The organism is Patescibacteria group bacterium (assembly GCA_018897195.1).
In the GTDB taxonomy this organism is placed as follows: domain Bacteria; phylum Patescibacteriota; class Patescibacteriia; order Patescibacteriales; family UBA12075; genus JAHILH01.
This window is the reverse complement of the sequence record JAHILH010000001.1, coordinates 445,767-465,504: the sequence shown is the minus strand read 5'-3', so window position 1 is coordinate 465,504 and position 19,738 is coordinate 445,767. Positions and strand designations below refer to the sequence as shown.

The 19,738-nt window shown below is 38.2% G+C and carries 22 protein-coding genes; 18 read left to right on the top strand and 4 right to left on the bottom strand.

Annotation, left to right across the window (positions count from 1 at the left end; all coding sequences use genetic code 11):
• Window positions 1–285: 285 nt before the first annotated feature.
• The 14 genes from KKD45_02240 to KKD45_02175 all read left to right on the top strand — a co-directional run bounded on the left by KKD45_02240 (window position 286) and on the right by KKD45_02175 (window position 12,868).
• On the top strand, window positions 286–3,045 hold the full coding sequence (locus KKD45_02240; protein ID MBU4309323.1) for a ribonucleoside-diphosphate reductase subunit alpha: 2,760 nt from the start codon (window positions 286–288) through the stop codon (window positions 3,043–3,045).
• Between the two features lie 31 nt (window positions 3,046–3,076).
• Window positions 3,077–4,102, top strand: coding sequence for a ribonucleotide-diphosphate reductase subunit beta (locus tag KKD45_02235; protein MBU4309322.1), 1,026 nt, complete (start codon window positions 3,077–3,079; stop codon window positions 4,100–4,102).
• A 208-nt stretch (window positions 4,103–4,310) separates the two neighbouring features.
• On the top strand, window positions 4,311–4,709 hold the full coding sequence (locus tag KKD45_02230) for a hypothetical protein (GenBank protein ID MBU4309321.1): 399 nt from the start codon (window positions 4,311–4,313) through the stop codon (window positions 4,707–4,709).
• Between the two features lie 186 nt (window positions 4,710–4,895).
• Entirely contained in the window at window positions 4,896–6,671 is a 1,776-nt protein-coding gene (locus KKD45_02225; GenBank protein ID MBU4309320.1) for an ATP-binding cassette domain-containing protein, read from the top strand.
• Between the two features lie 243 nt (window positions 6,672–6,914).
• A complete protein-coding gene (locus tag KKD45_02220) occupies window positions 6,915–7,892 on the top strand; it encodes a radical SAM protein (GenBank protein MBU4309319.1) in 978 nt (325 codons plus the stop codon).
• Window positions 7,893–7,909: 17 nt separating this feature from the next.
• On the top strand, window positions 7,910–8,050 hold the full coding sequence (locus tag KKD45_02215) for a hypothetical protein (GenBank protein MBU4309318.1): 141 nt from the start codon (window positions 7,910–7,912) through the stop codon (window positions 8,048–8,050).
• A 57-nt stretch (window positions 8,051–8,107) separates the two neighbouring features.
• Complete coding sequence (locus KKD45_02210; GenBank protein ID MBU4309317.1) at window positions 8,108–8,701, top strand: hypothetical protein; 594 nt, start codon at window positions 8,108–8,110, stop codon at window positions 8,699–8,701.
• A gap of 226 nt (window positions 8,702–8,927) precedes the next feature.
• On the top strand, window positions 8,928–9,119 hold the full coding sequence (locus KKD45_02205) for a hypothetical protein (GenBank protein ID MBU4309316.1): 192 nt from the start codon (window positions 8,928–8,930) through the stop codon (window positions 9,117–9,119).
• 358 nt (window positions 9,120–9,477) lie between these two features.
• Window positions 9,478–10,014, top strand: coding sequence for a hypothetical protein (locus KKD45_02200; GenBank protein MBU4309315.1), 537 nt, complete (start codon window positions 9,478–9,480; stop codon window positions 10,012–10,014).
• 134 nt (window positions 10,015–10,148) lie between these two features.
• Window positions 10,149–10,391, top strand: coding sequence for a hypothetical protein (locus tag KKD45_02195; protein ID MBU4309314.1), 243 nt, complete (start codon window positions 10,149–10,151; stop codon window positions 10,389–10,391).
• Between the two features lie 404 nt (window positions 10,392–10,795).
• Window positions 10,796–11,104, top strand: a complete 309-nt coding sequence (locus tag KKD45_02190; GenBank protein ID MBU4309313.1) for a metalloregulator ArsR/SmtB family transcription factor — start codon at window positions 10,796–10,798, stop codon at window positions 11,102–11,104.
• Between the two features lie 4 nt (window positions 11,105–11,108).
• Window positions 11,109–11,402, top strand: coding sequence for a TM0996/MTH895 family glutaredoxin-like protein (locus KKD45_02185; protein ID MBU4309312.1), 294 nt, complete (start codon window positions 11,109–11,111; stop codon window positions 11,400–11,402).
• A gap of 4 nt (window positions 11,403–11,406) precedes the next feature.
• The gene (locus KKD45_02180) at window positions 11,407–12,378 is read left to right on the top strand and encodes a permease (protein ID MBU4309311.1); all 972 of its coding nucleotides are present in this window, start codon (window positions 11,407–11,409) and stop codon (window positions 12,376–12,378) included.
• Between the two features lie 211 nt (window positions 12,379–12,589).
• Window positions 12,590–12,868, top strand: coding sequence for a hypothetical protein (locus KKD45_02175; GenBank protein MBU4309310.1), 279 nt, complete (start codon window positions 12,590–12,592; stop codon window positions 12,866–12,868).
• A 93-nt stretch (window positions 12,869–12,961) separates the two neighbouring features.
• Here the strand turns inward: KKD45_02175 and KKD45_02170 are convergent, their stop codons facing one another.
• From KKD45_02170 to KKD45_02160, 3 genes are read right to left on the bottom strand one after another with little or no spacing between them, the layout of a single operon-like run.
• A complete protein-coding gene (locus KKD45_02170; GenBank protein MBU4309309.1) occupies window positions 12,962–13,282 on the bottom strand; it encodes a cupin domain-containing protein in 321 nt (106 codons plus the stop codon).
• Window positions 13,283–13,334: 52 nt separating this feature from the next.
• A complete protein-coding gene (locus tag KKD45_02165) occupies window positions 13,335–13,637 on the bottom strand; it encodes a metalloregulator ArsR/SmtB family transcription factor (GenBank protein ID MBU4309308.1) in 303 nt (100 codons plus the stop codon).
• Window positions 13,638–13,641: 4 nt separating this feature from the next.
• Window positions 13,642–14,409 carry a 4Fe-4S binding protein gene (locus tag KKD45_02160; protein ID MBU4309307.1) on the bottom strand — a complete coding sequence of 256 codons (768 nt, stop codon included), beginning with the start codon at window positions 14,407–14,409 and terminating at the stop codon, window positions 13,642–13,644.
• 187 nt (window positions 14,410–14,596) lie between these two features.
• Between KKD45_02160 and KKD45_02155 the strand changes: the two genes are divergently transcribed.
• The 4 genes from KKD45_02155 (at window position 14,597) to KKD45_02140 (ending at window position 17,376) form a co-directional block, all read left to right on the top strand.
• On the top strand, window positions 14,597–15,169 hold the full coding sequence (locus KKD45_02155) for an RNA polymerase sigma factor (protein ID MBU4309306.1): 573 nt from the start codon (window positions 14,597–14,599) through the stop codon (window positions 15,167–15,169).
• A gap of 4 nt (window positions 15,170–15,173) precedes the next feature.
• Window positions 15,174–15,902, top strand: a complete 729-nt coding sequence (locus tag KKD45_02150) for a hypothetical protein (protein MBU4309305.1) — start codon at window positions 15,174–15,176, stop codon at window positions 15,900–15,902.
• Window positions 15,903–15,989: 87 nt separating this feature from the next.
• Window positions 15,990–16,412, top strand: coding sequence for a hypothetical protein (locus tag KKD45_02145; GenBank protein MBU4309304.1), 423 nt, complete (start codon window positions 15,990–15,992; stop codon window positions 16,410–16,412).
• Between the two features lie 196 nt (window positions 16,413–16,608).
• Entirely contained in the window at window positions 16,609–17,376 is a 768-nt protein-coding gene (locus KKD45_02140; GenBank protein ID MBU4309303.1) for a hypothetical protein, read from the top strand.
• 62 nt (window positions 17,377–17,438) lie between these two features.
• Here KKD45_02140 and KKD45_02135 read toward each other — a convergent pair whose 3' ends face one another.
• The gene (locus KKD45_02135; protein ID MBU4309302.1) at window positions 17,439–19,694 is read right to left on the bottom strand and encodes a hypothetical protein; all 2,256 of its coding nucleotides are present in this window, start codon (window positions 19,692–19,694) and stop codon (window positions 17,439–17,441) included.
• Window positions 19,695–19,738: the final 44 nt, after the last annotated feature.

Here is a 19,738-nt window from a genome sequence, read left to right as displayed (position 1 = left end):
TAATTATTATAAAAATGAATAATATTTACAATTATTGCAAAATATTTTCTTAACTCAGGGCTGGTCTAGGAAGTGAGCCGAAAAAACTGTTTTAATTTTAGAACAGTTTTTTTATTTCTCTATTTTATACACAGCTATGTGCGCACTGCGAGTGATATTTGGAATTGATTTGTCTCGGTGCTGTTAGATTAGCGTTATTATCGCTGCTTGGTCAACACTACATCTTGTGGTATAATTAAGTAGTTGTATACTAGCTGTAGTATAAGCGCACTAAATGAAAAAAATATGGATTTATACAAAATCACAAAAAGAAATGGTTTATTGGCCGATTTTGAGGCGGATAAAATTAAAATGGTAATCGCCAAAGCTGTGGCTGCCGTTAATCAAACTGAGCGCTGGTCGTTGGACGAGCTTTATTCCCAGGTTATAAATCGAATACAAATTGATTATATTGATCAGGAAAAAACACTGAGCGTGGAGAATGTACAGAATGTCATCGAGGAGGTTTTGATGGCTGCGGGCGCCTATGATGTCGCGAGAAAATTTATTATTTATCGCTCCGAGCATGCCAAATTGCGGGAAGCGGAGAAAAAACAGGTACAGGACTCAATTGCGCATCATGCTTTTAAGATTGTGAACAATGACGGTTTGGCGGAAGTTTTTTCTGAAGCAAAAATTGTGGCCAAATTGACAACTATGGCCAAGGGGCTGGACTTTATTGACCAAGCCCTGGTGTTGGCCGAGATTAAAAAAAATCTATACGAGGGCATCAAGGTGAGCGAATTAAAAAAGACGATTATTAACGCGGCTACGTCATTGGTCGAAAAGCATTACAATTATTCTTTCCTGGCCGCGCGTTTGTTATGGGACCAGCTTTATGAAGAGGTGTTGGGTCTTGATTATGACAAAGTGCTACTGGGAGAAGATTTGAGTATAAAAAAATACCAACAAGGCTTTATTGATTATATTGCCAATGGGATTGGTTACGAATTGCTTAATCCGGAATTAGCTAATTTTGATTTGTTGAAATTGGCCAAGGCCTTGGATAAAACACGTGATGATAATTTTCAATATCTGGGAGCGCAAACTGTGCATGACCGCTATTTGTTAAAAACGCCGACAAAGCCCCGCCAAATTTTTGAATTACCGCAATGGTTGTGGATGCGGGTGGCGATGGGCTTGGCCTTGCGCGAAGATAATCGCGAGGAGCGGGCGATTGAGTTTTATAATGTGATGTCACAATTTTTATTGTTGCCTTCAACACCAACCTTGTTTAATAGCGGCACCACACATAGTCAGTTGAGCTCTTGCTACTTGAATACAATTGAAGATTCGATTGCGGGTATTTTTAAATCGTTCAGTGATGTGGCGAGTATGTCCAAGTGGTCTGGTGGCGTCGGGACTGATTGGACGCCGGTGCGGGCCATGGGCTCCAAGATTAAGGGAACCAACGGTGATTCACAGGGGATTATTCCTTTTATTAAAATCTTTAATGATATTGCAGTGGCAGTGAACCAGGGCGGGAAACGGCGCGGGGCTTTGGCGGCTTACTTAGAAGTGTGGCATGGCGATATTGAAGAATTTTTGGAGTTAAAGAAAAACACCGGCGACGAACGCCGACGGGCGCACGATATTCACCCGGCGTGTTGGATTCCTGATTTATTTATGAAGCGGGTTTTGAATGATGAGAGTTGGACCTTGTTTTCGCCAAACGACGTTCCGGGCTTACACGATTTGTATGGCCAGAAGTTTGAAGAAAAATATCAGGAATACGAAAGAGCAAATATCCAAGGAGCGCGACAAATTTCGGCCAAAGATCTCTGGAAAAAGATTTTGACGATGTTGTATGAAACTGGACATCCCTGGATTACCTTCAAGGATCCCTGCAATTTGCGCTCACCGCAAGATCACGTTGGTGTAGTGCACAATTCTAATTTATGCACGGAAATTACACTGAACAATTCGGCCGACGAGGTGGCAGTTTGTAATTTGGCTAGTTTGAACCTGGCACGAATGATTTGCGATGGCGAGTTAGACAAGGATTTGATTCGACAAACAGTTACGAGCGGGATGCGCATGTTGGACAATGTGATTGATATTAATTTTTATACTATCAAAGAAACCGAAACAGCCAATAGTCGCCATCGGGCGGTTGGTCTTGGCTTGATGGGTTATCAGGATGCTTTATATCAAGTCGACATTGATTTTGCCAGTGAGGCTAATTGGAAATTTGCAGATCGCTCTATGGAATATATTTCGTTTTGCGCATTGGAAGCGAGTTCAGACTTAGCCAAGGAGCGGGGAGTTTATCAATCCTATCCGGGTAGCAAATGGAGTCGGGGATTATTGCCGATTGACACCTTGGGTCTACTTGAGGCAGAAAGAAATGTTCCGCTCGCGATTGATAAAAATTATACACTGGATTGGGCGGGCTTGCGCGACAAAATAAGTCGACAAGGCATGCGTAATTCAAATTGTTTGGCGATTGCGCCAACGGCCACAATTTCAAATATTGCTGGTGCGATTCCGTGCGTGGAACCGATTTTCAAAAATATTTACAGCAAAGAAAATATGTCTGGTAGTTTTTTGGTGCTGAATAAATATCTGGTGGATGATTTGATGGCGGAAAATCTTTGGAATAAGCAAATTCTTGAAGCGATAAAATATGACAATGGCTCGATTGCAAATATTCCGGTCATTCCCGAAAGATTAAAAAACAAGTATCGCGAAACTTTTGAAATCGAGCCTCACTGGGTGGTGCGCGCCGCCGCTTACCGTGGCAAATGGATTGACCAGAGTGCGTCGACAAATATTTTTGTGACGACAAGTAGTGGTAAAATATTAAGTGATATTTATATCGATGCCTGGAAGACTGGTTTGAAGACGACTTACTATTTGCGCACTTTGGCAGCGTCACAAATAACTAAAACCATCGAAATGCCTGCGACTGAAGCGGGTGCGCCGGAGGCCTCTGGTGGCGACAATCTAGTCGCTGCCCCGAAGGCTTGTCTGATTGACAATCCAGATTGTGAGGCTTGTCAATAGAAATATTAATAAAATTAAGAATAAAATAAATATGAACAATCTTTCAAACGCCGAAGTGATAAACAAACGGCGCGTCATTAACGGTGAAGACGATGGCTTGATGCAAGTCGCTCCACTAAAACATCCTTTCGCCGATGAAATCTTTAAGACGATGCTCAAAAATAATTGGGTGCCACAAGAAGTGAATCTGCAAGAAGATATCGAGCAGTGGAAAAAACCGGATTTTTTAACAGAAAATGAACGACGGGTTTATAAGCGAAGCTTGGCTTTTGTTTCAAACCTGGACGGCATTCAAACCGCCAATTTGACGACTAATATTATTAATCAAATTACATCGCCAGAGGTGACCTTGGCGGTGGTGCGCCAGGCCTACGAGGAGGCATTGCATGTGCATAGCTATGCCACGATGATCGAGGCGCTGGGTTTTGATCCGGATGAAATTTATGGGATGTATAAAGTGGACAAAGAATTATATACCAAAAATCAATATGTCTTGGCGGCGATTAATAAAATCGGTGATCGCAGTTTTACGACGGGCACCTTGGAAAGCGACCAGGCCTTCTTGGAGGCGTGTGTTGGTAATGTCATTTTAGAGGGAATATATTTTTACAGCGCTTTTTTGAATTTTTACGTCTTGAGACGAAATAATAAAATGCCGGGTAGCGCCCAAATGATCCAATTTATTAACCGCGACGAGGATATGCATTTGAAGTTGTTTATTAACATTGTCAGCACCATCAAGCAGGAGCAGCCCGAGTTGTGGACAGCGGAATTTCAAGAGCGTATCATTAAAAATATCGAGGGTGCTATTGAACATGAATTGAGCTGGGGCTTGTCGTGCATCAATGATGGCATCCTGGGCTTGAATAAAAATAATTTAACCGACTATCTTTATTTTATTGGCGACCTGCGTTTAAAATCTTTGGGCTTACCAAAAAAGTGGAACACAGAAAATCCCTTTACCTGGTTGGATGAATTTACCCAGGGGAATATGACGGAAAGTAATTTCTTTGAAGCAACCGTAAAAGAGTATTCGACCGGCAGTCTGGAATGGTAATTTTTGGGGCGTGATTTTCTCCCGAGAGGTTTGATATAAATTAAAAATAAGGCTAATTTAGCCTTATTTTTTGTTTCACAGAATTTACCATGGAATATTTCCTGTCTAACATTGACAAATAATTAATTCTATGCTATAGTAGCAATACTATCCTAACGATAGTAGTTGATATTTCATCAATCTTTTTCAAACAAAAGGAGAGTCGACAATGGCAACGAAAATGAGAATTACGGATTCAAGATGTTTGGCAATGTCAATTTCGCAACAGCACATTGAAGAAGTACTGAATCAAAAAGTTCGCTTTGCCGGTGTGACGGTTGATTCCACGGACTGTGGCGACTTCTTGAGCGTAGATACTTACGGTCAACTGGAAATTCTTGAAACAAAGAAGAGACATGGCTTTTTGGCAAACGTTCACCTGGTAAAGGACTTGGACGGCAATTGGTATCCCAGGAATTTGGACACGCATATCAATATGAATGGAAAGTCTGGTCCTGGGGTTAAGATGAACATGAGCTTTGTCAGGTTCGACGAAAATGGAGTAAAGACTATTGCTCCTGAGCCTACAAAAGAGGAATGGGAAAAAATAGCATCAACGTGGGAATAGTTAAAAATTCCTTGAACAAATTGGCTGTTGCATAACTTATTGTGCAACAGCTTTTCTTTTGGTTTTAACATTGCCAATGATTTGGCAAATAATGAAAATAAGACCATTTTAGCCTTTTTTATTTTAATTGTGTTTATTGAAACAATGAAATATAATAACTATTAAGAATAATAAAAATAAAATAATATGTCCGGATTAATAAATATTAACAAAATCTCAAAATCTTTCGGGCCTCATGTCATTTTTGATGAGGCTACTTTTTATGTGGCCAAAAAACAGCGGATTGGGATTATTGGGCGAAATGGGGCGGGGAAGACCACCTTGTTTAAAATGTTGTTGGGGGAGGAGAAGATTGATAGTGGGGAGATTGCCGTGTTTGATGGGACGCGGATTGGGTACTTAGAGCAACAGGAGAAGTTTTTGGATACTGATACAGTCATTGGCTTTTTGGAACGGGATAGTGGTAAGGAGACTTGGGAGTGTGCGAAGGTGGCAGGAGCCTTTCGCTTGAAGAATGAATTATTGGATAGCAAGATTAGTGCGCTCTCGGGTGGCTATCGAATGCGGGTCAAATTGACAGCGATGTTGTTGCGGGATCCGAATCTTTTGTTGCTCGATGAGCCGACCAACCATTTGGACTTGAGCACGCTCTTGCTTTTGGAAGAATTTTTGAAAACTTATAACGGTTCGTATATGGTCATCTCGCATGACCGGGAGTTTTTGCGCTCGACTTGTGATAAAACTTTGGAGGTGGATCAGGGTAAGCTGTATTTTTTTCCATGTTCGCTTGATGCCTACTTGGCACAAAAAGAATTAAAAGATAAGACAGATGAGAAATATAATAAGAAAATAAAGGCACAGAAAAAACAGTTGCAGGATTTTGTTGATCGATTCAAATACCAGGCTTCCAAGGCGTCAATGGCGCAGTCAAAAATGAAGCAGTTGAAGCGCTTGTCCGAAGTTTCAATTCGGCAGTCTTTAAAGACAGCGCAGATTGTTATTCCGGATGTGGCTAACAAGAGTGGCTTTGCTTTTAATTTGGATAGTTTGAGCATTGGTTACGCGGGTAAAAAAATCGCCGACATTTCCGCACTCGATATTCGTCGTGGTGATCACGTGGCAGTCTTGGGCGACAATGGTCAAGGTAAAACCACTTTTTTAAAAACCTTGAATGGCGAGCTACCTGTCCTGTCAGGTGAATTTGCCTGGGCATATAAAACGAAAATTGCTTACTATGACCAACATGTGACAAGTGGAATGAATCCTCGTGAACAGGTGGGTGAGTATTTGGAACGGCAAGCTGGAGTCAGCTCAAATATTGAGGATGTCTATCGCATTGCCGGTAATTTTTTGTTTTACGGTGATGATATTAAGAAAACAATTGCCATGCTTTCGGGCGGTGAAAAAGCACGCCTATGCATCGCCGGTATTCTTTTGCAGGAGTGTAATGTTTTATTACTGGACGAACCGACTAATCACTTGGATTTCGAAACCGTCACCACTTTGGCTGACGCCTTAAGTAAGAGTAAGGCGACAATTTTATTCATTAGTCATAATCGAGAATTTATTCACGCCGTGGCTGACAAGATTATTGAAGTGGGCGAGGGTGTTGTGAAATTTAGTAAACTGAAATACGATGATTATCTGCACGAGCTTTACATGAAAGCCGGTCTTGGCGCCCCCAATCAAAGTGCTGAGCAACAAGCAATCAGGGAAGACGACAAAGAGGCGCGCAAGGCGAAACAGGAAAAAAGAAAGGAATTAAAAAAAGAACTGGGCAAGATTGAGAAGGGTATTGAATATGACAAAGCCCTGGAACAGAAATTGCTCGCAGAATACGAAGCTGATAATTTTAAATTTGACCGGGAAAGGGATGTTAGAATGAAACAGCTTAAGGATTCTATTTATTATCAAGAAGATAAGTTATTAGAGCTTGAAATTGAGATGGAAGAATTGGTATAAATAATACTTTCATGCAGAATAAACACTAGCGTTTGTCGGGGTGGAATATTATGTAAAAAATATGGCTAAAATTAGTCATTTTTTTATGTTCAGCAAGAAGCTGTTAATTTTGTCTTTTTTTTATTGACATACTTGGTAAAGGATGGTAATTTCTGATTGATTCGTACTTTTAAAATTATAAAAAAAGGAGGGTGTACTGTGAATTTTACGACTGCTTGGTTGACAATAAATAGGGCGTGCAATATGCGCTGCAAATGGTGTTACGGGAGAACGATGAATTTTTCTTCTAGGGAGGATATGAGCCTGGGTACAGTTATTCAGGCAATAAAGCTTTTCAAGGAGCTTTCCCTAAAAAACATTATATTGATTGGTGGCGAACCAACGATTCATCCTCAATTTCTTGAGATTGTTGGTCTTATACGTGAAGCCGGCATGAGACCTGTTTTGGTTACAAATGCGGTAAGACTGGCGGATAAGCAGTTTCTGCGGGCAGCCTTGACGGCGGGTATTGATGGAATTACAACATCGTTTAAGGCTGGCAGTGGTGAGCAGTATCGTAGGTTGACCGGAGTCGATGTTTTTAATGATGTTATGGAAGCAATCGCGAACATAGAGGAGTCAGGAGTGTCACATAAGATTTCGGTGACAGTTTGCGGGAGCATGTTTAATGAATTCGATGAGTTGTTGGGGGCTGTAGTCAAGAGTGGAGCAAAAAGACTTGCCCTTGATATGGAGCGTCCGGTTATCCTTAATAACGAAGCACAGTTTTCTGGATCAGCTTCTCCGCAAGAAATGGCTGATTTCTTTTGCAAGATTTACCCAAAGGTAGATACTTGTGGAATGAAGACCACGGTAAAAATTACGCTGCCGTTCTGTCTTTTTCCGCCTGCCTTTATTGATGAGTTGGCGAATAAAAAACAATTGATTTCCGGTTGCCAAATGTTTAGGGGTAGTGGTATAATATTAGACACGAGAGGCCGATTGTTACCATGCAATCAATTTTGCGATAACCCACTTGGAGAAATGGGGGGTGATTTTAAAACGGCTGAAGAATTCTTGCTCTTTAGAAAAAAAGAAGATGTTAGAGATTTTTATGCGGCAGTTTCGAGTTGTCCGCATGAAAAGTGTGTCAATTGTTCTCAGTGGAAATTCTGTGGCGGTGGCTGCAGAATCCATTGGCTTTACCGGGAAGCTTCAGAGCTTCTTGGCAACAATAAATAATGAAGGAGGAGTATGAAATGAAGGCACAAGACTTGTATCAAAAACTGTTTAAGGGGGAGCAATTAGCTCCTACAAGTCCGATAGTCGGACACAAGTCATTGCACAACGATGAAAACATCTGCGTTTGCGAGGGCGGCGGGGACGATTGCGAAGAATAGGCCTTTGGGCGTGAACGTGGGGGCGGTAAGAAATTACGCGCCCCTTTTTTAAATAATATGTTTAATTTTACATACAATAAACAAATCGATGAAGAGTGTTGGCAGCGAATAATAAAAGCTGGTGTGCTTTTTGGTCATTTTTTTCCACAGGAATATCATATAACTGATAGGGGTACAGTGAAGGCGCGGGAAAGAGCAGTATTATATAGGGAGGTTTGGGATGAAATGGGTGATGATTTTATGGCGGGTATTAAAAAGATTTATAAGATCGAATTCCCTAATGATGTAAAGTGTTTTGTGAATACGAGCCCGTATTCAATGGATGGTTATCCATCTGGACATATTTCCATTTCAATGAATTTTACAAACCGCGAAAAGATTAAGGGAGTTATTGTTCATGAATCGGCACACTATATTTTTAGAAAATATTACTATGATTTTTGTAAAAAAATAGGGTGTAGTCATGATGATTTTGAGGAAATTAAGGAAGTGATTACTGTTATAAATCAGGATGTTTTTTCTGATATCTGGGAACCAGGGTGGGATGTTCATAAAAAATACAGAGAAAAAACTTTGGCTCTCTGGAGGAGTGGTCTGGACATAGAAGGGATTGTGCAGTTGATTAAGGAGATGATTAATGAGAAGAAATAAAGATGTAAGAATTGGTATAGTGCTATATGTATAAAAAAAATAAGGCAAATTTTAGCCTTATTTTTTGCGCAATTTTATTGTAAAAATTGTGCTTTTTTATTACATAATCTTCATTTACAAATGCTTTATTTAGAATTAGCTATTTTGTAATGGCTTGACAATCGCTGTAAATTACAGTACGATGTAAAAATCGTTCATTATTAAGTTAACTTAAAGGAGATTTGCCATGGATGTGGGTTTAATTGCTGCTAATACAGTCGGTTTGGTCACAAATGCTTATGCAAAACAAATGGGTCCTGATAAGGAAGCACAGCAAGGGCCGGTTACGCGGGATAATCGCGATACGGTGACAATCTCAGCCGCTGGTAAAGCAGCAGCAGCTGCAACTCAATCCAGCAAGGAAACAACGGCTGAATAAAAATTGAATATCATAAAAAAAATTAACAAAGGCGACCGCTAAAGGTCGCTTTTTATTTATCTGACGAGAAATGGTATTTGTGATATAATAAAAGAAAATAATAATATTAAAAAATATGAAAAATGAGTTTATTGCCATTACTGAACACGCGAGGGATGCTAATCCAGAGAAGGCTATAAGATGATTAAATTTGTTTATAATACAATTGTTTAAACGATCAATGTGTGCTAAAATGTATATATATTCTTGTTTGATATATTTAGCGAGTTATTTGAAACTGTCATGTGGCTGATTGTGAAGTGACAGGTTGGTTCAATTTTTTAGTAGCATAAAAAGTTTATTTAATAAAGCTTAAAATATGAAATGGAAATATAAAAATACGTTTTTTCTCGTACTTAGTTTAATAATTTTGTACTTTGCGGCAGACTCAGTTCTTATGAAAGAGGTGGTTGGTAAGTTAGGGGAATGGGGTTATTTTGGTGCCCTTATCGCCGGCGTTTTTTTTGTTTCAACGTTTACAGTTGTGCCATCCGCTTTGGTTGTTTATTATTTAGCCCAGACATTAAATCCTTGGGAGGTAGCCGTCTTTGCCGGCCTGGGTGCAGTTATAGGTGATGCTTTGATCTTCAGCTTTTTAAGAGACGGCTTTTTTGACGAAATAAAACCCCTTTTTAGTTTCTTTAAAAGACCGTTGTTTTTGCGAGTTTATAATTCACAATATTTTATTTGGCTAATGCCGATTATTGGCGCAGTTATAATCGCCTCACCCTTTCCAGATGAAATTGGTATCAGTCTAATGGGGTTGAGCAAGATAAAGCGTTGGCAGTTTGTCGTGGTGTCATTTTTTCTAAATACTTTTGGCTTACTTGTTATTACGTCCCTCGCAAGAGGTTAGAATGCGTCTTGGTTTAGGTGTATAAACATAGTAAATAAAATATGCTATACTGTGAATAAGATATTTGCAGTATTTTTTTTGTGAATATTGATAAATGGTGTAGTTCTTTTTTAAAAATAAAAAGGAGGCGCGAAATGAATAATGGAGTCAGCTGTTTATCTTTATTAAAGGTTGTTTTTATGCCTGGTCGCTTCGGATATGAGCTTCATATGATCGAGGGGCCGAGACCCAAGTCAATTGAGAGTAATTTTGAAAGGGTAGGCATATCGCTTAAAAAAATGGCCGTAGAAAGTGATGATCCAGCGGTAATTTTGGAAAATCTTCAAGCGCGGCTTAAACACGAAGACGATGAAGATGCTGATCCCGATTTTCATTAATAAGGCGGACAAGGTAGTTGCAATAAGTTTACTCAAGCGGAGTATTTTTTTATTGCAAATAACTGCATTTTTTTCCGAAACTAATAAAGCCTTTTGGATGAAACCAAAAGGCTTTTTTATTTGCAAATTAACCTTTGTTATATAATTTTCCTAGCTCAACTTATAATTCAGACATTTTAAACGGCTGTTGAGATGATGAAATATTTCGGTTTGGAATTTAGTAATATTCAGACAAAATTGAGGAAGTGATTTTTTATATAAATTCAGATTCATTGATTAATTCTTGATATATTAAGCACATATCAAGTAACTAATTTTTTCAAATATGGATTATGGATTGACAACAACTTGACGCTTAAATATAATTTTGCTACTATACTAATATAAATTAGTATAGTTTTTTTATGGAGTTCAAGTGTTGCACAAAAAATACGACAGAAGAAAAAGAGGTGAGTCGAGTATATGATTTTTTGAAAATCATTGCTGACAAGAATCGCCTTCGAATTTTGTGTATCCTTGAAGATAAACCTCGATGTGTTTCGGATATTTTTGCTGATATTGGGATTTCGCAAAAATTAACTTCGCACCATCTGGGGCAGATGAAGAAAGTCGGTTTAGTGACTGAGAAGCGAGAGGGGAATTTTATTCGTTATAGCGTTAATAAAAAAGTCTTAAAAGAATACAAGCTATTATTTAATAAATTAATCAAGTAAAACTATGAACATTCAAGTTTTGGGCACTGGTTGTCCGACCTGTAAAAAACTGTATGAACGCACTAGGCAAGCGGCTATTGAACTTAATCTCGAGGTTGAAGTTGAGTATATAAATGACATGGAAAAAATTCTCGCCTTGGGTGTGATGTCGAGCCCGGTTTTGGTAATAGATGGTAAGGTGATTACGGCTGGACAATTTCCAAGTTTGGAAAAAATAAAAGAGCTACTGGGTTCGAATAAAAAGAAAAAGCCGGACGTCCGTATTGGCACTTGCGCTTGCGGCAATGATAGATGGTAAATTTATGAGTATTTTTTATCCAGTGCAATTATTAGCTGATTGGATTTCATTCAGTTTATTAAGTCTTGATCCAGAAACGCATGTTGGTGAAGTAATCGATTATTTCATTTTTGATGTTATTAAAGTTTTTTTACTCTTGGTGGTGATTATCTATGCCGTGTCGTTTCTCCGTACCTACTTACCGCCAGAAAAGATCCGGGGCATTTTGTCGCACAAAAATAAATATTTCGGTCACGTGTTGGCGTCTTTGTTTGGCATTATCACGCCCTTTTGTTCGTGTAGCGCTGTGCCGTTGTTTCTTGGTTTTGTGGAAGCTGGCGTGCCGTTAGGTGTGACTTTTTCTTTTCTAGTATCATCGCCAATGATTAATGAAGTGGCCTTGGTTTTATTGATGGGGATGTTTGGCTGGAAGATTGCAGTGATTTATATTGTTAGTGGTCTGATGATCGCGATTTTTTCCGGTCTGGCAATCGGTTTTTTTAATGTTGAGCATTTATTGGCAGATTTTATTAACAAAAATAGAGCGCAGGCGAATGTTATGCCCCTGATGAAGATGACCACCAAGGAGCGACGAGAGTTCTCTTGGGATTATACACTTGATATTGTTAAAAAAGTTTGGCCGTATATTATCATTGGTATTGGTTTGGGGGCTTGGATTCACGGCTATGTGCCGACAGATTTTCTAGCGCAATATGCCGGATCAGATAAGTGGTATGCCGTGCCCTTGGCAACTTTAATTGGTATTCCGCTGTACTCTAACGCGGCTGGCGTGATTCCGCTTGTTAGTGCCTTAACTGAAAAGGGTGTAAGCATGGGCACGACCCTTGCTTTTATGATGGCGGTGACCGCTCTGTCTTTGCCGGAATTTATGATTTTAAAAAAGGTGATGAGGACGAGACTTATTGTTATTTTTGCCAGCACGGTTGGGGTGGGCATTATTTTTACTGGTTATCTTTTCAATTTTATTTTGAAATAATATTTATTTAATATTGGTAAAATAATATCAACATTTTGCAGTTTTGTTTGGTTTCTTGACTTATAAATTGACGACAGCGTGGAAATGTTTTATAATGCAAATATCTTAATCAGAAGCGTTTCAGCTTTAATGGCCTGGGACGTTTTTTGTTTATTGATAAAAGAAAGGTCGAACTTTTATAAAAAAAACTTAATTAAACTGTTTTAACCATATGACACTATTTTTTATCGGCGTTATCGAAATGGTGATAGTGACGGCTTGGACAAAAGTTGTGACAAAGACTCAAGTCTTGGCATCCGGTGCAATCACTATGGTTAATGTACTTATTTGGTATTATGTTTTACAGCAAATTGTTGGTGACATAAGTAATTGGCGAATCGCCTTTATTTATGCGGCTGGTTGTGCTGTAGGAACTGTTATTAGCGTTTATCTTTTCAAGAGATATGAATTGGTAAACAAGACTGACGGAAACATAACCGAACAATACTAACATGAACCAAGAAGAACCCCCGTCTAGGGGCGTATAAAAAACCACTTTGTAATTATTTCAAAGTGGTTTTTTTGTTGTCATTGGTATATTTTTTTAGCGAATCATTATCAGGGCCATTTTAAATTTTTGAACGGCTTTAAGGGCGTGAATAACATTGACTGGTAAAATTATCATTTCACCTTGACCAACTTCAGACATTTTTCCGTCAATCATAACCTCGGCTTGTCCATCGAGGATGTAGACGAGTGCGTCAAAGGGGGCAATGTGTTCACTTAATCCTTGACCAGCGCCAAAGGCAAAGACAGTAATAGTGCCACTTGGTTTTTGGATAATCTCGCGACTAACAATCGAGCCGTCTTGATAGCCGACCATGTCGGCAAATTTATAAATTTCAGCGGAATTAACTTTTAACATATTTTTTAGGTTAGCAACCGTGTTATCAATTGATTAATTATTGAGTAGGTTTTTATATAAAATTAATTAATAAAGCTTTATATCTTTTGGCATTGCTTAAGTTTAAGGAATAAATAACTTTCATGCCGTTTTTTTGGGAATCGACCAGGCCAAAATCTTTTAATACTTTTAGATGATGTGAAACGAGATTTTGTGACAAGTCTAAATATTGCCAGATTTCACTGACGCTTAATTCTTTGTCTCTTAAAATGCGTAAAATATTTAGGCGATTCTCATCGGATATAACCTTTAAAAATTTTACAGCAGTTTTAAGTTTTATTTTTTTTTGAGCTAAATCACAACAAGTTAATTTCATAAGTTTAAACAACTTCACCTCTGATAGAGATAGTGTAGTCTTTGATGATTACATTAACGCCTGCTCTTTTGATGGCTTCGGTGACAAGATATTCAACTCCACCACAGCAGGGCACTTCCATGCGGACCAAGGTTACGGAACGGATATTTTGTGTTTGGAATAATTCAGTCAGTTTTTCTACATACTCTTCTTGCCCGCTATCAAGTTTGGGGCAGAACATGATGAGTTTTTTGTTTTTTAGAAATTTATTATGAAAATTCGCATAAGCAAAGGGCACACAATCAGCAGAGATCAATAAATCAGCATCCTTGAAATAAGGAGCCGCCGGGCTGACTAAGTGAAGTTGAACAGGCCATTGCCTTAGTTCGGAGACAGCGCTAGTCTGTTCAATATTATTAGGACTAGGTGGGGGAGTATCTGAAAAATCACGCATCATTGAACCAGAACAACCGCAGGCCATCGGCGCTCCCGCAATTTCCTTTTCATCCTCAGCTTGATAACCGTGAACATTTTTTACCGCTTCCTCGCCGCGAGCCTTGCGCACATGTTCGGCGGTTTTTTCTACGTCATAAGCGTCTGTGTCTTTTTCGACGACTTTCAAGGCGTCAACCGGGCAAACATCTAAACATGCCCCCATACCGTCGCAAAAAAAATCTCGAACAAGTTTTGCTTTGCCGTTAACGATTTCTAGAGCTGCCTCGGCGCAGACGTGTGTACAAGCACCACAGCCGTTACATAGTTCTTCATCAATTTGAATAATTTTTCTTTTCATAGTGAGTTTTTAAATTAATAAAATACAATTTTTTGATTAAAGTATATCAATGACTATTGATATAGTATCATAATGAAAATATCTGTCAAGTTGAATATTTAAAATATAATCCGGGTGTTTATTAATTAACATATAATTTGAAAGAAAAATTGCTTAACATGCGTACTAATTGTGCTATACTTTAATTATGATTACGGAAAATGAATGTCAAAAATACTCCGACGAGGCATTAGTTGAGCTTGTTTTAGCCAATTCTGATTATTATGCTTGTTTGGTTAATCGTTATACTGAGGCTTTGCGGCGTTATGTTGTTCGGCTTGGTAGTAATTCCACGGATGCCGAGGATGTTTTGCAGGAGGTTTTTTTAAATGCCTATTTACATCTAAATGATTTTAATAAAGATTTGAAATTTTCCTCTTGGTTGTACCGGATTGCACACAATCAGACTATCAGTGCCTTTCGCAAGGTTAACGTGCGGCCGACGGTGGAATTATCAGACTTGGCACCGTGGCAAGAAATGGCACGCGATAATTGCCCAGGTAAACAAATTGATCAAGAGCTTTTGCAAAAGAAAATAAATATTATTTTGGAGCAATTAGATTCTAAATATCGGGAGGTTTTGATTTTGAAATATTTTGAAGAAAAAGATTATAGCGAAATGTCTGATATTTTAAAAAAACCGATGGGGACGATTGCAACCTTGGTTAATCGGGCGAAGAAACAATTTGCGAAAATTATTGAAGGTGAATTACTAAATTAATATTATGAATACAATTTCAGACAAAGTTTTAAATAAAATTAAAAAAGAACAGATTAAACCTTTGCCGATTTGGCAATTTCGTTTGCGTGATAGTGGACAGTGGATTGGACTAGGGTTGTTTATTTTGCTGATAATTTCAGCTCTTGGTTTGCTATGGTATTTTTGGTCTGATGGTCCATGGGTGCATGGCGGTCGTCTTGGGTTTGGTTTATTTTTTGGACGAATGCCATTGTTATTATTAAGCGTGATTATTATTGGCGGTGGTTTGGCTTTATTCGATTTTCGTAATATCGGCCGTGGCTATCGTTATTCAGTTTTGAAAATTACTTTAAGTTTACTATTATTGGGATTAATTCTAGGCGGGTCGCTGAATTATTTTGGTGCTAGTCAGCGTATGGATAGTTTTTTTAGCGCTTCGCCATTATATCAAAACAGGGAGGCCTATATGAAAGATATGTGGCAACGGCCGAATGAAGGCTTATTGGCGGGTGAAATAATTAAGATTCAAGATGATAATAATTTTAGTTTTCAGGATTTTGATGGACGGACTTGGACAGTTGATGCAAGTAAAGCCTTATGGCGACATGATCTGCGGGCTGAAATTAATTTAAGAGTTAAATTAATTGGAACTATGGATGGAAATAATTTTATTGTTCAAGAGGTACGTCCGTGGTTGATGTCTGGTGGTTGTGCTGTAATGGAGAGCGCTGGAGCGTGTCAAATGATGAAATAGTGAAAGAAAAATAATAAGGCTTGCGTAATAAGAATGAAAGGCTTAACTTTCGCTTTTATTTATTAAATACCCGCCATCGCCAAAACTATGGCGTGGCGAAACAATAATATGAACAAAACACATCTTTTTATCGGTTTAGGCATGGCTATCTTAGCTGTTTCAGCTGTGACTGTAGTTTACGCTGCGTCTAATAATTATGGCGCATGGCGCGAAGCTATGGGCAGTAAAGGCGGTCGGGCATCAGAAGTGGTGACTGAGAAAAACTTTGACCAATTCAACAAAATGCACCAATTAATGGTTGATGGTGAATATGGCGAAGCACAAAAAATTCGCACAGAACTTGGTTTAGGACAAGGACGTGGTAATCGTAGCGGTGGCTGCGGCATGAATAATGGTGCTGGTCACACCGGCGGTGGTTGCGCGATGCACAAGGGTGCTGGTGATAGTGTTGGTTTTGCTGATACTAATAACAATGGCGTTTGTGATCATGCGGAACAACTGGTTAAGTAAAATTTAGTAGCAAGATACATTTTGATAACAATGAGTGAAGAATAACTGGAATAATTCAAGCTCTTCAAATAAAATAAGGCTAAAATTAGCCTTATTTTTTTGTTTAGCATTGACAAGTTTGGCTTGAACTGCTAAGATGCGTTTATGTTAGAGTAGCCGAAGGCTATTCTTTTTGTTTTAGAAATTTTCGAAAATAATGAAAAAAGATTCAAATTCTAATAAGAAAAAACTCAAATTAAGGAGGTTGGAGGAGGCGGAGAAGTCTCGGAAGAAAAAACGTCATAAAAAGATGGTGGCGGCTAGAGTAGCTCTAGTTAGTGCTCCCAAAAAACCGTTCAACAAAAAGAAACTTTTGTTGGCTGCTTTGTTTGCTTTGTTTTTGATAAATCCGTCCGTGCCTTTCTTTCCAGCTTTGTCATTGAATGAAGGTGTTAATGCAGAAAAAATGTGTTCAGCGATATTATATAAGAATGTAGTGAATCCGCGTAAACTTTTTGTAATGCAACCAGTGAAGAAAAAAATCGCTAATCAGATTTTGCACAACAACATAAGTAAAATTATAAAAGGCACGCCCATGGAAAAAATGACCGACGCTATTGCTAATCGTGATGAAACGACAGCGGCCTTTATTGTTGGCATTGCCATGAAGGAAAGTAAGTTTGGAAAATTTTCACCGAAAAAAGACGGGAAAGAGTGTTTTAATTATTGGGGATATAGAGGTAGGGAAAATACAACTAAGAGTGGCTATTCTTGTTTTGATAACCCGGATCATGCTATTCAAGTGGTTGGTGATCGGATTGCTAGAATCGTAAAACAAGGCGCGCGAACACCAGAGCAGATGATTTCCTGGAAATGTGGCAGTACCTGTGCGGGGCACAGTCCGGAAAGTGTTGATAAATGGATTGCAGATGTTGGGATTAATTATTATCGCATTCAAAATGCGGTTGAATTGGCGAGAAAATAATTTTGAAAATAAAAAATACGACTTATGCAAGTCGTATTTTTTTATATCCAAGACAGTGTTTTCTAAAAATGATTAGTAGTAGCGCTGAATACAGAGTTATTATTTAGAAGATATAATTTTTTATTTTTTTCATCAATAGCAAAGTCTGCAACATTTTCCAATGAGTCAAATTTGTATTGAGCGAGGAATTTTCCGTCCTTGTCAAAGACGGCCAGTCTTTTTTGGCTTGGTTCGAGGATATAGAGAAATTTAAGACTTGGCGAAGCGTAGATTTTGGTTGGATTGCTAAACGGAGGATCGATTTGTTCAAGGGGGAAATCAACTTTTTCGCCACGGGCTAACTTGATAATGGAACCAGTCGCGCTGAGAGCAAAGATGTTGCCTTCAATGCTAATGCCGATGGCATCTTTGAGATCGGCAGTATTGTTTTGATTCCAAAGATAGGCCGAGGCAAAGGTTTTGCCTTTTTTGGTGTATCTGATTATTTCGCCATTTTTATTAAATAAATACATTTTATCACCGTAGGCCTCGGCGGAGACGAGATTATCCAAAGCTTTTTCCTCGATGGCAATTTCACTCAGTGTGTTTTTGCCTGGGTCAAACTCGATGATGCTTTTGTCATTTAAGTAGTAAATTAAATTTTCACCATTTTTGGAGGGGGATAAAAGATTAAGGATGTTAATTGATTCTTTGGGTGTGAAAATAGTGGCTGAATTTTCTTTGACATTAATAGTATAGATCGATTTTTGAATTGGATCAGTGCCATAAATTATTCCCTGCTTATCATCAGGCACAAAAGTGATATTTTTGGTCTGGGCATTGGCGTTGAGCTTACTAAAATTGGCAATCTCCACTGGTTTATCAATCTTGGTTATTTTGCGAATTTTTTCCATTTGTGCATCAATCTTGGTTTTAAATTTTAGGTAGTTTTGGTTGTCTTCGGGTGACTTTTGCGGTAATTGGCCAATCAGGACTTCAAGCTCGGAGAAAAGTTTTTTGGCGCCGTTGTCGTTGTTGTATAAAAGGGTTGCGTCAATTTGATTTTGTTTTTGTTCGATTTCGGCGGTAAGAATTTTATAATCAATTTGCGCCTCTTGTTTTTGATTTTTGGTTTTTAGGTAGATGGAATTAGAAACAAAGAGCGCGATAAAAAAGAAGAATAAGGCTAATAGAATTTTATTCTTAATATTTAGGACTTTGAAAAAAATGGCAATTTGTTTAATTAATTTCTTCGGCTTGTCATTGTTAAATAAATTTTTAGTCAGATGGGTAATAAGATGACCAGTGTAGATAAAGAAGTTTTTTACGTAGTCCCATAATTTTTTAAGGATGGTGAAATTTTTCTTTCTGAAAAAGATTTTGTCTTTGAGTAAGATGTGGTTAGCGCTTGAGCTAGATTTTCGTCTATTTAAAAAAAGATTAAGCGCGGTTGGTAATTTTATTTGACTGAATATGTTGCCAGGGGACAAGAGGCCCTCCGTTTCATTTTCGGTTTTATTGAGTTGACTAATCGAGTTATTGGTATTGGGCATTAATCTAGTGCTTGGACGAGGCTCTTCTGGATCAAGAGAAGTGTTTTTGATAATTATGCCATAAAATGAAGTATACACATTGAGAGCGCTGAGATAGTTTTTGATTTGAGTAACAGCTGGAACTGGCGGCAGCGTGGCGACCGTGTCAATAAGTTGTTTATTGGAAAAATATTCCGGCAAAGCTTCATTGCAGACAATGAGATTGCCTCTTGCTGGTATTTTACCACTAATAACATTAGAGAATAATTTTTCATTATTCTCCTCGTCATCTTTACTTCTAATGATGTGCTTGGAGACTTCGGATATTTTATATTCCTCTTTTTTGGCCTCGCTTATAAGTGGGCTTTCTTTTTCTTTTTTGAGATTTTTGTAAACAAGGAGAATTTTGTTTTTGCCCGTGTTGGCAAAATGAATGTCATTTTCATGAATAACGCCAACCGTGGCATTAATAGTGTCGAAATCAAAATCTATTTTTTCTCGTTCTAGAAATTCGGTAAATTGTTTGTTGGTTTTGGTAAGAGAGGCCTCAAAAATGTGCTCTATTTTGAGTGTGCTTATTTTTTCCCTGAGGATTATTTTTTCATTTTGATAATAATTACTATTAATCGTATTATTTAAGAAATTGATTATTTTGGGCGTATTTTTGTAAGTAGTGTCAATTTCCATGACGATAAACAGTTTTCCGGCAATTTTTTCAATATTAAAATCAGGCTGAGCGACAAAAATATCGTTAATATTGTTTGCTTTTTTGGAGGATAGAGAGAATTGGGCGATTTTGTTGTACATCGATTTTCCTATTTAAAATTTTGACTTAATTCTAATAATATTAT